Source organism: Pseudomonas sp. MPFS, assembly GCF_022537035.1.
In the GTDB taxonomy this organism is placed as follows: domain Bacteria; phylum Pseudomonadota; class Gammaproteobacteria; order Pseudomonadales; family Pseudomonadaceae; genus Aquipseudomonas; species Aquipseudomonas sessilinigenes.
Genome location: NZ_CP066123.1, coordinates 3155619 through 3169636 on the forward strand (window position 1 = coordinate 3155619; position 14018 = coordinate 3169636).

Annotated in this window: 9 protein-coding genes; 4 read left to right on the plus strand and 5 right to left on the minus strand. The window is 62.2% G+C overall.

Features of this window, described 5'->3' with window-relative positions; translation table 11 throughout:
• Positions 1–15 precede the first annotated feature (15 nt).
• Together I9018_RS14675 and I9018_RS14680 are read left to right on the plus strand one after the other, a co-directional pair.
• Positions 16–1668, plus strand: coding sequence for a VRR-NUC domain-containing protein (locus tag I9018_RS14675; protein ID WP_241109905.1), 1653 nt, complete (start codon positions 16–18; stop codon positions 1666–1668).
• Positions 1665–3926, plus strand: coding sequence for an ATP-dependent DNA helicase (locus I9018_RS14680; RefSeq protein WP_241109906.1), 2262 nt, complete (start codon positions 1665–1667; stop codon positions 3924–3926). Before I9018_RS14675 ends, I9018_RS14680 begins: the two co-directional genes overlap by 4 nt.
• 92 nt (positions 3927–4018) lie before the next feature.
• Here I9018_RS14680 and I9018_RS14685 read toward each other — a convergent pair whose 3' ends face one another.
• The 5 genes from I9018_RS14685 to I9018_RS14705 all read right to left on the minus strand — a co-directional run bounded on the left by I9018_RS14685 (position 4019) and on the right by I9018_RS14705 (position 12455).
• Complete coding sequence (locus I9018_RS14685) at positions 4019–4429, minus strand: TIGR03067 domain-containing protein (RefSeq protein WP_068587312.1); 411 nt, start codon at positions 4427–4429, stop codon at positions 4019–4021.
• Positions 4430–4457: 28 nt separating this feature from the next.
• Positions 4458–5105, minus strand: coding sequence for a response regulator (locus I9018_RS14690; RefSeq protein ID WP_241109907.1), 648 nt, complete (start codon positions 5103–5105; stop codon positions 4458–4460).
• A gap of 77 nt (positions 5106–5182) precedes the next feature.
• A complete protein-coding gene (locus tag I9018_RS14695) occupies positions 5183–8392 on the minus strand; it encodes a hybrid sensor histidine kinase/response regulator (RefSeq protein WP_241109908.1) in 3210 nt (1069 codons plus the stop codon).
• A 240-nt stretch (positions 8393–8632) separates the two neighbouring features.
• Positions 8633–11479: an ATP-binding protein gene (locus tag I9018_RS14700; protein ID WP_241109909.1), complete on the minus strand. Its 2847-nt coding sequence runs from the start codon at positions 11477–11479 to the stop codon at positions 8633–8635.
• Between the two features lie 154 nt (positions 11480–11633).
• On the minus strand, positions 11634–12455 hold the full coding sequence (locus tag I9018_RS14705; RefSeq protein ID WP_241109910.1) for an aldo/keto reductase: 822 nt from the start codon (positions 12453–12455) through the stop codon (positions 11634–11636).
• A 246-nt stretch (positions 12456–12701) separates the two neighbouring features.
• Here I9018_RS14705 and I9018_RS14710 point away from each other — a divergent pair, with 246 nt between their 5' ends.
• A complete protein-coding gene (locus tag I9018_RS14710; protein WP_068587324.1) occupies positions 12702–12917 on the plus strand; it encodes a TOBE domain-containing protein in 216 nt (71 codons plus the stop codon).
• A gap of 41 nt (positions 12918–12958) precedes the next feature.
• On the plus strand, positions 12959–13996 hold the full coding sequence (locus I9018_RS14715; RefSeq protein WP_241109911.1) for an isopenicillin N synthase family oxygenase: 1038 nt from the start codon (positions 12959–12961) through the stop codon (positions 13994–13996).
• Positions 13997–14018 lie beyond the last annotated feature (22 nt).

Consider the following 14018-nt stretch of genomic DNA (forward strand, 5'->3'; position numbering starts at 1 on the left):
TGGCGCCTTTTTCCTGTGACTTCCAACCCTCTCGAGAACCCCCTGTATTACCTGCACAACTTCCAGCAGGTGCTGAGCTGGCTGGACCAGCGCTATGCCGATGTCTTGAGCGCCGAGGAGCAACGCTTCATCGCCGACTTCTCCGTGCTGGAACAGCCCTCCCAGGCATTGCTGGTCCGCATGGTGATGCGCAAGGGGCACCACTTTCGCTTGAGCAGGCTGGCCTACCCGGAGATCGGCGACAGCGCCCGGGCCCTGGCGCCATTGCTGGAGCTGGGCTGGGTCGATGAGCAGGCGCCGCTGGCGGTGGACGAATTGTTCGGCCTGTTGCAAAAGGCCGAGCTCCAGCAGTGCTTCAGTGCCCAGGCGTTGCCGGCCAAGGCACGCAAGGATCAGTGGCGGGAAATCTTGCAGGCGTTGTACCCGCAACCCCGGGCATTTGCCCAATGGTGCCCCGGGCTTGGGGACCGCCTGTTCAGCCTGACGATCATGACCCTGTGTGATCGCCTGCGCCTGATGTTCTTCGGCAATCTCTACCAGGATTGGTCGGAGTTCGTGCTGGCGGACCTGGGTATCTACAGCTACGAAAAGGTCGAGATCGATGCCCAGGCTCGCGGCTTGCGCAGCCGCGACGATGTGGACGGCTTCATCTACCTGCACCGCTGCCAGGAGGCATTCGAAGCCGGACATCCATTGCCCGAGGTACTGGCGCTGGTGGTTGCCTTCGAGAGTGCCAACCCCTGGCTGCACAAGCGCCGCAGCAAGTTGCTGTTCCTGCTGGGCCAGCATTGCGAGCGCCTGGCGCACTGGCCCCTGGCCCATCAGATCTACCAGCAGTGCACCTATCCCGGAGCGCGCTTGCGCCTGATCCGGGTGCTGGAGCGTAGCGACGAATACCCCGCGGCCCTGGCGCTGGCCGAGCAGGCCTGGGCCGCGCCGCACAGCGCCGCCGAGGCCCAGCAGCTCGCTCGCGTGCTGCCCAGGCTGCGGCGCAAGCTGGGAGGGCCGGTGGTCGCCCGGCCCAGCAGGCCAGAGGTAACGCGACTGGACCTGTGCCTGCCCCGCGAGGATGAAAGCCTGGCGGTGGAGCAGGTGGTCCAGGCGCACCTGCAGCAGGCCCATGCACCGGTGCATTACGTGGAGAACAGCCTGATCAACTCTCTGTTCGGGCTGCTGTGCTGGCCGGCGATCTTCGCGCCGTTGCCGGGCGCTTTTTTCCACCCGTTCCAGCGTGGACCGGTGGATCTCTTGAGCGAGGACTTCCACCAGCGCCGCAGCGAGCTGTTCCAGGCCTGCCTGGATGAGCTGGACGACGGTCGTTACCGCGACAGCATTCGCCAGCGCTTCGCGAGCAAATGGGGCTTGCAATCGCCCTTCGTGTTCTGGGGCGCCTTGAGTGAGGAGCTGCTGGAGCAGGCCCTGGACTGCCTGCCGGCTGCGCACCTCAAGCATTGGTTCGAGCGCCTGTTGCTGGATATCAAGGCCAATCGTGCGGGCATGCCGGACCTGATCCAGTTCTGGCCCGAGGACAGGACCTACCGCATGATCGAGGTCAAGGGCCCGGGGGATCGCCTGCAGGACAACCAATTGCGCTGGCTGGACTTCTGCCAGGAGCATGGGATGCCGGTGGCCGTGTGCTACGTGCAATGGCAGGAGCCGAGTCTTTGAGCTACCGCGTTGCGGTGCGGGCGCTTTGCGAGTTCAGTGCCAAGAGCGGTGATCTTGACCTGCGCTTCACGCCATCGCCCAGCGCCCAGGAGGGCATGCTCGGACACCGTACCGTGGCTGCCCGGCGCAGCCCCGATTACCAAAGCGAAGTGCCCGTGGAAGGCCGCTATGGCGAGCTGCTGGTCAAGGGCCGGGCAGATGGCTACGACCCGCAGCAGAACCTGCTGGAGGAGATCAAGACCTACCGCGGCGACCTGGCGCGCATGCCCGACAATCACCGGCAACTGCACTGGGCCCAGGCCCGGGTCTATGCCTGGTTGCTCTGCCAGAGCCTGCAACTGCCGGCGATCCGGGTGTCGCTGGTGTATTTCGATATCCAGAGCGAGGAGGAAACGGCTTTTGTGCAAGAGCACAGTGCCGAGCAGTTGCAGGCGTTCTTCAACCAGCAATGCGCAATATTCCTCAGTTGGGCGCAACAGGAACTGCAACATCGGGCACTGCGCGACCAGGGGACTGCCGAACTGCGGTTCCCCCACGGGCAGTTTCGCCCCGGCCAGCGGCACCTGGCCGAGTCGGTGTACAAGGCGGTCAGCACCGGCCGTTGCCTGCTGGCCCAGGCTCCCACCGGTATCGGCAAGACCCTGGGCACGCTGTTTCCCATGCTCAAGGCCATGGCCCCGCAACGGCTGGACAAGCTGTTGTTCCTCACGGCCAAGACCCCGGGGCGGCAGTTGGCACTGGAGGGTGCGCGAATGCTGTTCGCCCAGCAGCCCGGATTGCCCTTGCGAGTTTTGGAGCTGGTGGCCCGGGACAAGGCCTGTGAACACCTGGACAAGGCTTGCCATGGCGAATCCTGCCCCCTGGCCAAGGGTTTCTACCAGCGCTTGCCCGCTGCCCGCCAGGCGGCGGTCCAGGTGCTGCTGCTCGATCGCCAGGCCCTGCGCCAAGTGGCGCTGGAGCACCAGGTCTGCCCTTACTACCTGAGCCAGGAGATGGCGCGCTGGAGTGACCTGGTGGTGGCTGACTACAACTACTACTTTGACTCCAGCGCCCTGTTGTTCGGGCTGGCCCAGGCCGCTCAAGAGCGCCTGGCGGTACTGGTGGACGAGGCCCACAACCTGGTAGAGCGAGGACGCGGCATGTACAGCGCCAGTCTCGACCAGCAACAACTGGCCCAAGTGCGCAAGAGCGCCCCACAAGCGTTGAAGTCGTCCCTGCAACGGTTGAACCGGGAGTGGAACGCGCTGCACAAGGAGCAGCTCGTGCCTTACCAGGTCTACCAACGTATCCCCGCTGCCTGGCTCAAGGCCTTGGGATTGTGCATCGCCGCCTTGGGCGACTACTTCGCCGAGCACCCCCAGGGGGTGGAAAGTGGGTTGCAGGGCTGGTACTTCGAGCTGTTGCAGTTTGCCCGGGTGGCGGAGTTGTTCGATGAGCAGCCATTCATCTTCGATGTCAGCAAGCGCACCTTGAGTGCCCGGCGCAGCCTGTCATGCCTGAGCCTGCGCAATGTGGTGCCGGCCGCGCTGCTGCGGCCACGGATGGAGGCTGCCCGCAGCGTGGTGCTGTTTTCCGCGACCCTCAATCCAAGGCATTACTACCAGGACCTGCTGGGGCTGCCCGAGGATAGCGTGTGGGTGGATGTCGAGTCGCCGTTCGCGGCCACGCAGTTGGAAGTCCATATCGTCAAGCGGATCTCCACGCGCTATGCCCACCGCCAACAGTCCCTGGGGCCGATTGTCGAGCTGATGGCCCGCCAGTTCGCGGCATGTCCGGGAAACTACCTGGCGTTCTTCAGCAGCTTCGATTACCTGCAACAGGTGGCTGAATTACTGGCCCGGGAACATCCACACATTCCTTTGTGGCTGCAGGCACGAGGCATGGATGAAGCCGCCCGCGAGGACTTTCTGCGCAAGTTCCAGGTCGAGGGCCAGGGCATCGGTTTTGCGGTGCTCGGTGGCGCCTTCGGTGAAGGCATAGACCTCCCGGGCTCGAGGCTCATCGGTGCCTTTGTCGCCACCCTGGGCCTGCCGCAACTCAATGTATTGAACGAACAGATGAAGCAGCGCATGGGCGAACTGTTCGGCTGCGGTTATGACTACACGTACCTGTACCCCGGCTTGCAGAAGGTGGTGCAGGCGGCTGGCCGGGTGATTCGCAGCCAGGCCGATAGCGGGGTGCTGATGCTCATCGACGATCGTTTCAACGAGCCCAGGGTGCGGCGGTTGCTGCCGCGCTGGTGGGCCATCGCGCCATAGACAACGCCGCAGGACAGCCGATGGCCGGCCGGCGGCGTTGTGTTGAACCCTATGGGGGCGTTACTGCCTGGCACCAGGCTGCGCGGCAAGTATCAATGGCCCTGGCGAGCCCTGACAAAACGACGCAGGGTCTGGCCGGGGCCAGTCTGGAACCGCGTCGGGCGTGGCTGGCCAGTGTCGGCGGCAATGAACACGAACTCATCGTCGGTCAACTGATAGCTGGCCGGCAGCGGTTGCCCGGCATCGGCCCCGATCGAATCGACCCAGGTAATGGACTTTGGATCGGTGCTGCTGTCGAGCGTGAAGCTGCCAGCCAGCAACAGCTGGCCGTCTACCGTCACCACGCGAAAGTTCTGGCCCTCGATCCGGGTCTGGGCGCCTGGAGCGCTGTGCTCGTCAGGTGGATTGAGTATGCCGCTGTCCTCCATTTCGACCTGCTCCCAGGTGCCTTGCAGGCGTTGCAGTTCCAGCAGGTCGCTGGTGATGGGCATTGTAGAGCTCATGCTGGTTGATTCCTTTCAGAGACAGGGGTCAGTTGAAGAGGTTGCGGCCAATGCAATAGGTCAGCAAGTCCAGGTCACTTTGCACGTCCAGCTTGCGCATGGCGGATATCTTCTGCGCACTGATGGTCTTCGAGCTGCGATTCTGGGTACGAGCAATGTCGCTGACACTTTTGCCGGAGACGAACAGCCGCAGTATCTCGAACTCCTTGGGTGAGAGGGTAGAGATACGTTCATCGATCGCCACATTCGATTCTGGTACCGAGCGGATGAGGGAGGTGTGATTCCGGTGGGCGCTTTTCTGGGCGATGGCCCTCAGGGCGAGCTGGATTTCCTCTTGCAGTTGGTTCTTCTGGATCACGCCCACCACTCCCAGTTCATGTAGACGGGCCAGGATCAATGAGTTGGAAATCACGGTCAGGATCAAGATCTGCGGGTGCGAGAAGTTGCGCTTGATGTACTCCACCAGCTTCAGGCCGTCGCCGTAGGGCGAGCTTCCAGGCATGTTGTAGTCGGTGATGACCAGGTCTACATGTCGGGTTTCCAGCAACTGGACCAAGTCCCTGGAGCACACGGCTTCACCCACGATTTCGAAGCGGTCGTCGTGCTCCATCAGCTCACGGACTCCGAGCAACACGATAGGGTGATCGTCAGCAATGATGACTTTGAGCTTTTCCATGAGCAATTCACTCGTGTAGTAGACAAGTTAGAGAATAAGAATGACAGGTCGAGAAACGACCTGCATACCGCGGGTCGTCATGCAAGCCGCGACAGCAGTTCGGATAGCTGTCGCATCAGTTGCCTGGTCTGTACCACCAGTTGTGGGTCCGATGGGGATTCCAACAGGCGACATTCCATTTCGGCACAGGCCCAGGACAAGGTGCTGGCCCGAACCGCACCCAGGCCCCCGGCAATGCTGTGCAGGCGTTCGGCGGCGGCCTGCAGGTCACCTTGATGCAGCGCCCGGTCCAGCTGTCGCAGGTCCTGGTCCATGGTCTGGAGAAACAACGGGCGCATACGCTGTGAAATCTGAATGTGTTCGCCAGTGGCTAGCGTCGTGCCGCAGAGGAATTCCTCAGAAGGGCTGGCAGTCTGCGAAGGTGCCGGGCTGGCAGGGTGAGAAGGCTTTTCGGCGCCCGCTGGGCAGAGTCGCGTGAGCTGCTCGTACAAGCCTTGCAGGTCGATGGGCTTGACCAGCCAGCTGTTCATGCCCGCCGCCAGGCAGCGCTGGCCTTCTTCACGCAAGGTGTTGGCGGTGATACCGATGATGGGCAGTTGCGGGTCTTGGCCGCGTAACTGTCGGGCGAGTTCATAGCCGTTCATCACGGGCATGTTCACGTCGGTCAGCACCAGGTCGAACAATTGCGGTTGCCAATGTTCCAGCGCCTGTGCGCCATTGCTCGCCTGGGTGACTTGGCAGCCCAGGGTGTGTAGCTGCTCCAGGATGATCGCCTGGTTGACCGGGTTGTCTTCGGCTACCAGTACATGCAGGTTCAACGGCCGTAGGGCTTCAGGCTGGCGGGGGGCGCTGGGCAGGGGCAGGCCTTGCCGGGAACGCGAGGCCGCTTGGGCAATGGCACGAATATCGTGGGCATCGACTGTCCTTGGCTCGTCCGGGCTCGCATTGCCGACGGCACTGATGCACAGGCCGGGCCACGAGACCAGGGTGTCCCGGGGCAGCATGTCGATGAGCAACGGGTGCTGCGGTTGTTCGTCCCAATCAGTAGGCACCGCAGAGGCCTGGATGCCCAGGCGCTCGAGCCATTCGCAGGTGTTCTTGAGCAACTCGGGTATCGGCGCCCGGACATACACGGGCGGCCCATCGGGGAATGACTGGAGGCCGGGTAAGGCGCCTGCCAGGCGCGGTAGCCGCAGGCGCATGGAAAAACTGCTGCCCAGGCCGGGTTCGCTGGTTACCTGCATGTGTCCCTCCATCAGGGCGCAGAGGTGGCGGGAGATCGCCAGGCCCAGGCCGGCCCCAGCCTGTGTCGAGGTGTCGCGCACTTGATAGAACGGATCGAACAGATGCTTCTGTTGCTCCGTCGAGATGCCGATGCCGGTATCGGTGACTTGCCATTCGATGCTGGCTTGCTGCTCGTCCAGTTCCAATACCCTGGCCCGCAGCACCACCCGGCCGCTGTCGGTGAACTTCAGTGCATTGTCCAGCAGGTTGCCGAGAATCTGGCGGATCCGTTCGGCGTCGCCCTGCAGCAGCGCGGGCAGGCCAGGGTCGATGCATCCATAAAGCAGTATCCCGTGATGTTCGGCGAGGGCTGCATGGGTGCGCAGGAGGTCCTCCAACAGATCCAGGGGACAGAACTCCACCGGTTCTATCTTCATCTGCCCTGATTCGATCCTGGAGAGGTCCAGGACGTTGCTGATCAATTGCAGCAGGTCACTCGAGGAACGCTGGATGGTTTGCAGGTAGTCGGCCTGGCGTGGGTCCAGCGCTGTCAGGCCGAACAGCTCCAGGGTGCCGAGCACGCCGTACAAGGGCGTACGGATCTCATGGCTCATGGTGGCCACGAACAGGGCCTTGGCTTGATTGGCGGCATCCGCCGAGCTCCTTGCTTGCTCCAGGGCCTGGGCACTTTCGATTTGCCAGGTGATGTCATTGAAAACGCAGAGCACCGCCTCCTGGTCCTGGTAGCGTGTGGCGGCGAACCTGACTTGCAGGTACCGCCCTTCGATCATCAGGCACGATTCCGTGCCGTCGATGCACTGTGGGTCCTGCTCCAGCAGTGCCAGCAGGTCACTGGTAATGGCCTGCTGCCGGGCCAGGGGATTTTCCAGCAGGACCTTGAAGTCTTCCCGACGCAGCACGCACAGGCCCGTGGGCGAGGTTTCGATGACCGTGCGGTTGAAGGCTTCACTGTCAGTAACGCTCTGTTGCGCCAGGGGGTGAGGTGCCTGTTCCCAGGCGCGATACCAGCGACTGGCACTCCAGCCACAGGCCACGGCTCCGGCCATCAGGCCAAGCAGGCTGGCCAGGGCCCACAACGCTTGGCTGTAGAGCTCCCGGTAGCTGATGTTGTAGAAACCGGTCCAGAGAGCGGGGGTGTGACTGGTGAGCTTCAGGGTCATGCCTTGCCAGCCAAGGTTCAGGCCCTCGTGCAAGGACTCGGTCGGTTCTCCAGAGCCGACCAGGATGTTACCCGCGGGATCGACCAGGGTGAGTGCGTCGTAGGCTGTCGAATCCTTGAGGCGTTCGACGTTCTGGATGTCATCGAGCTCCAACAACGAGGCGACTCGTGTCTCGCCTTGATTTGCAGAGAAAGGGCGCTGAGCGGAGCCCATATGCAAATTGATGTAGGCCAGCATGCCTGGGCGCAAACCCAGCGCCTGGGAACCGGGGTATTGTCGCCAGCGCACCTGGTGGCTCGCAGGCCACCCCTTCTCCAGGGTTGCCTGGCCCAACTCCAGCATCGCCAGCGAGGCCACATGTCCAGAGCCGTTGCGGTCATTTTGTGTGGCCAAGGCGGCGATATCGAGGTTACCGCACGAGTTGAACATAAACGCTCGCGGTGTCTGGTTGCGTGATGAGGACCAGAAGGCCTGGTAGAGGCTCGAGAGCTGCAAGCCGAGGGCGAAGATACGAGGTATCTGGCGCAGCGCCGGATCGAGGGCGAGAGACGTTGCCGGCGAGCGTGGAATGTTCCAGTTTTCGCAGTCCCGGGATTGCACCAGTAAATGGCTGAGCTCATGCAAGTCGCCGGTATTTCTGCCCGACAAGTCGATCGGGTCATAAGCGGCTACTCGCCTGAGAAACAGTTCCTGCTCCTGGATGTGTTCCATCAGCCGGGTGAAATGAAACCTGATGTTGCCGGATTGCTCATCGATCGACCGAGCCACTGTCCAGTACATAGTCCCCAGCAGCAGTGCCAGGCTCAGTGGCGCCAGCAGCACGGGGTACACGCACAATGGCTTGCGAGCCGGGCTTTTCAAGAGGGCTGCGCTGTCATTCATCACTCATTCACCAAGCAGGTTTGTGGGCTCAGGTATCGCGGCTTCAATTTCAACAAGGCATCTAGCGCTACAGGTAAAGGGCGAAAGGACATTGAGCCACCGGCCCTGCATCCTTGTGGCGTCACCCGGGATGGCGGCAGGTCATTCGGCGCCAGGTTCGGACGTGGCTGCCGGAGGGTTTATCCAGGGTCGCTGCCTTTGCTCGCCCTTTGCCAGGAACGCAGTCGAAGGCGGTGTCGGTCATGTTGGGTTCTGGTCGGCGAGGCCCGGGGCGTCACGGGCGGTTCGTGCATAAATCGACAAATAGTTGAACAAGGCCCTCAGGGCGAAGGGCTTGACCAGGCAGTGGTTCATCCCGGCTTCGGCGCACTTCTCCTCTTCACCGCGCATGGCGTTGGCGGTGGCGCCGATGATCGGAATCGCAGCGTCCCGCCGGCGTAGTTCCCTGGCCAGTTCATAGCCATTGATCTTGGGCATGTTCACATCGGTCAGGACCAGGTCGAAGTGGCCGCTTTTCCAGATGGCGAGGGCCTCTTCACCGTTGCGTGCCAACTCTACGCTGCAACCGAGTTCTTCCAGTTGGTCCTTGAGGATCAGTTGATTGATCAGGTTGTCCTCGGCTACCAGCACATGCAGGTGAAGCGGCTTGAGTTCGCGGCTGTCGGGGTGTTCCTGGCCCGGTTTCGACCATAGGCCCTGGGCCTGGCCGACTGCCTGGTGGAGGGCGCGCAGATTGTTGCAGTTGACTTGCCAGATACCATCCTGGCTCCGGGTCTCCTGGTGGCCGTCGCCACTGGCAAGCACCAGTGGGCCTGGCCAGTCGGGCTCCAGCCGGCGCTCCAACGGGCCCGGGTGCAATTCGATGAGCAGCGTGTCGCGATTGATGCCGACCACGTTGGGCGAGCAAGGCTGGGCCCGAGCGCCCCAGCGTCGCAACCACCCGGCCACCGACTCGGCCAGCTCGCGTACTGGCGACACGACATAGATGATCTGTGGCAGCAAGGCGCCGATAGTCGGGGGGCGGGGTGGCGTGGTGGGAGTTTCCAGCGGCAGGGTCAGGGTGAAGCTACTGCCCAACCCCAACTCGCTGACCGTACGGATGTTGCCATTCATCAGCTGGGTCAGGCGTTGGCAGATCGAAAGCCCCAGTCCGGTACCGGCGATGACGTTGGTATTGCCCTCGGACTGGTAGAACGGCTGGAAGATCAACGCCTGGTCGCCCTGGGCGATACCACGGCCAGTGTCGGAAACCTGCCAGACGATGCTGTCGTGCTCGTCTTCGTGGCGATTGACCCGAACGCGCAGGACGATACGTCCGGAGTCGGTGAACTTCACCGCGTTGTTCAGCAGATTGCTGAGGATCTGGCGGATCCGCGTGACATCCCCGACCAGCAACTCCGGCAACTGTGGATCGATGCACGCATAGAGTTGCAGGCCCTTGGCCTGGGCGGCGGCTGCGTAGCCCTGGACGATCTCGTGCACCAGGTCCAGGGCGTTGAATTCGCTGAGCTCCAGGGCCAATTGTCCGGCTTCGATCTTGGAGACATCGAGCACGTCGCAGATCAACTGCAACAGGGTCCCGGAAGAGCCCTCGATGGCCCGCAGGTAGTCTTTTTGCTGGTTGTCCAGCGGGGTGCGGGAGAGCAGCTCCAGGGTGCCGAGGACTCCGTACAGGGGCGTACGGATCTCATGGCTCATGGTCGCCAGGAACAAGGTCTTGGCTTCGTTGGCGATGTCGGCCAGGCGCCGGGCTTCCTCCAGGGTCGCCTCGATTTGCTTGCGCGCACTGATATCGCTGAAAGCACAGAACAACACGTCTTCGCCCTTGTAGCGGGTGGGCGCCGAGCTGAGATAGAGGTGGCGCCCGTCTGCGGTTTCAAAGTAGTCGGTGCTGTTTGCGCGTCCTGGATCGAAGGCTTGCTCGATCCAGCCGGGACACAATTGCTCGCGTTCGCTGCTGTTGCCCAGCCACTGTTGGGACAGGGTGTTTTCCAGTACCAGCCGGCCATCGCTGCGGCGCAGGACACAAAGGGCTACCGGGGCGATCTGGATCACGTCGCGGCTGAATGCCTCGCTTTCGATAAGGGCCTGGATCCGGTGCATGGCTGGGGCGAGCACGCGCATCTCTATCCAGTGGGTCAGCAGCCAGATCAGTGCCATGCCGAACAGGCTGATGAGCACGGCAGCGATCAGTTGCGGCAGCAGGTTCTCGAGCAGGGTTCGCAGCTCGAAGAAATAGACCAGTTGCCAACCCGAGGAACCTAGCTGCTTGCGCATCACCAAGTGTTCGGACCACCAGTCGCCACCCAGGACGCCGAAGAAACTATCGCCCTGGACCTGCCGTATGGCCTCGGCCAGTGGCGCGCTGGAGGAGCTGCCCAGAAGCACACCGCCCAGGGAGTTGAACATCATGAACTCGCCTGCACTGCGGTTCCTGAGGGCATCAGAAACGCTGGCGCCGTCCATTTCCAGACCCAACCAACCCGAGTCGGCGAAGCGTTCGTCCAGGCGGGTGAAAATGTACAGGTTGGCAGAGATCGAGGTCTGGTCCATCAACCATACCTCTTCACCCGGGGGTGTCTGCCCAGGCTTCAAGGCGGTCAGCCTGGCGAGTAACGACAGCGGTAGATGAGAGGTTTCGGGGCGCGGGTTGAACAGGTACTGCACTTCGGGTTTTTGTCCAGGGTGGACGTAGAGCAGCGTCAACTGTTTGCTCTTGAGGTAGTCGCGCATGCGCCGGGTGAGCCATACGCCCCAATGGTCTTCTTCTGGTGATCCCAGCTTCAGGTGGACTTCTTCGGTGGAGTCGAAACCGGTGGCTGCCTGAGGCTTGTGCACGGCCGACAGGCTCAGGCTTTCCAGCAAGGCCTCGCGGGAGGTGAAGAAGGTCTGGGCCTCGGCAATGGCGCTACTCATGTAGCTGCGTCGCTGGGAAAGCTCGTTGTTGAGGGTGGAGCGCATGAAGTTGTAGACCGCGCCCAGCAGCCCGATCAGGAAAACCAGCGCAACGATACGTAGCAGCCTGCGAACTGCTTCAGGGGAGGAAAATAGTGGATTGATCTGATGCAGATAGCTTTTTAATCTCATGCCCGCCACTGTAAATGGGGGGTATGCCAGACAGGGATCAGACAATTCTCAAATTGTCGGGTACAAAGTAGTTTTGTTAAAAGTGACAGCTACGGCTCATGTGTGTCACTGGCCAGAGTGTCTGCAATACCCCCTGGCCAGGGCCGGCAGGAGGTCAGACCATTTCCAGGTGCTGCTTGCGTCGGGGGGCGGGGAAGGCCAGGTCCAGGGTTTGCAAGTCCTCTGCCTGCAACTGTAGCTCGCAGGCCTGGGCGTTGAGTCGGACATGCTCGGGATGCACGGCCTTGGGGATGACCAGTACGCCTTCCTGGCGCAGCAGCCAGGCCAGGGCCACCTGGGCCGTTGTCACCCCGTGCCGCTGGGCCACTTGCTGCAGGGCCGGCTCGGCGAGCAGGGCGCCGCCCTGGCCGATCGGACAGTAAGCCATGATCGGCATCCGTAACTGCTGGCAGATGGGCAACAAGTCGAACTCGATCCCCCGGGACTCCAGGTTGTACAGCACCTGGTTGCTGGCGCAGGCCGGTGTGCCGAGCTCATCCAGGTCCATCACATCGAAGTTGGAGACCCCCCAACGGCGAATCTTGCCGTCCTGGCGCAGGCGCTCGAAGGCCTCGACGGTCTCGGCCAGAGGATGCTGGCCGCGCCAATGCAGCAGATACAGGTCGATGACCTCGCAACCCAGGCGTTTCAGGCTGCGCTCGCAGGCCAGGGTCAGGCCCTTGGCGCTGGCGTTGTGGGGGTAGGCCTTGCTGACCAGGAATACTTCATCGCGCCGGCCGCTGATGGCCTGGCCGACGACTTCTTCGGCGCCGCCTTCGCCATACATTTCGGCGGTATCGATGAGGGTCATCCCCAAGTCGATACCCATGCGTAGCGCGGCGATTTCCTGTTGGCGTCGTCCGCGATCCTCGCCCATGCGCCAGGTGCCCTGGCCAATGACCGGGACTTGTCTATCCGCGAGCGGCAATTTGCGCATGGCTACCTCCTGGTGTCGTTGGCAAGCGGGTGGGCGAGGGCCACAGAAAAGCAAAGCGATTGGCAATGGTCAAGACGGCATTCCGGGACCCTGGCAGGGAAGACCGAGAAATCCAGCCTGGCATTTTATATTTCCAAAAAGAATAAAATACTAATTATTTATTCCTTTGAAGGCTTTTGCCGAAGGTGCATGTTTAGCACCAGCCGCTCAAGTCCTGAGTCCGCTCTCAACAAGGGAAGTTCCAGCATGACCATTCAAGCGATCAACGTACGCAATCAGTTCAAGGGTGTGATCAAGGAGATCCACCAGGGCCAGGTGGTCTCGGAAATCGACGTGCAGACCGCCTCGGGCATTGTCACCTCAGTGATCACCACCCGATCGGTGCTGGACCTGGAGCTCAAGGTCGGCAGTGAGGTCATCGCCTTCGTCAAGTCCACCGAGGTCTCCATCGCCAAGCTCTGAGGCGGTGCCTTTGGACGTGGTCATTCACAGGGGAGTGGAACATGCCGCCTTCGCTCGATATCACCGCCTTGCCGGTCCTGGACCTGGCCCAGCTGGATGCTCCCCGGGAGCGCCGCCAGGCCTTTCTCGATGACTTGCGCCAGGCCGCGCGGGACGTTGGTTTTTTCTACCTCACCGGGCATGGCATCGACAGCCGCCTGCTGAGCCAGGTACAGGCGCAGGCCCGGGCCTTCTTCGCCTTGTCCGAGGCCGATAAAGCAGCGGTGGACATGATCCACTCGCCGCACTTTCGTGGCTACACCCGTGCCGCTTCGGAAATCACCCGTGGCCGGCCGGACCTGCGTGAGCAGTTCGATCTCGGCGCCGAGCGCCAGGTCCAGGCCCGGGACCCGCAAAGTCCGCCCTGGGCTCGCCTGCAAGGGCCCAATCAATGGCCGAGACAGCTACCGCAACTCAAGCCATTGCTGTTGGAGTGGCAGCAGGCGATGACCGGCATGTCCCTGCGCTTGCTCAGGGCATTCGCCCAGGCCCTGGCGCTGCCGGAACAGGCTTTCGATGGGCTGTACGGTGAAAGCCCCAACGAACACATCAAGCTGATTCGCTACCCGGGCCAGGCTCCGGGACAGGGCAACCAGGGAGTCGGGGCCCACAAGGATTCCGGATTCCTGAGTTTCCTGCTGCAGGACCACCAGGATGGCCTGCAAGTGGAAGTACAAGAAGGACGCTGGATCGATGCGCCACCCCGGGAGGGCACCCTGGTGGTCAACATCGGGGAGCTTCTGGAATTGGCCACCCACGGCTACCTGCGGGCCACGGTGCATAGGGTGCTATCGCCGCCAGCGGATCGCGAGCGCCTGTCCATCGCGTTTTTCCTGGGAGCCCGGCTGGATGCCCGAGTGCCGTTGTACCCGTTGCCCGAAACCCTGCAGCGCGAGGCCCGCGGGCCTGCCAGCGATCCTGATAACCCGTTGTTCCGCGATGTCGGTTGGAACTACCTCAAGGGGCGCTTGCGTTCCCATCCTGATGTGGCCCGACGCTTCTATGCCGATGTGCTGGTGCCCGACGCGCTGGGTGCCTGAGCCAATCCGTTGATCACAAGGA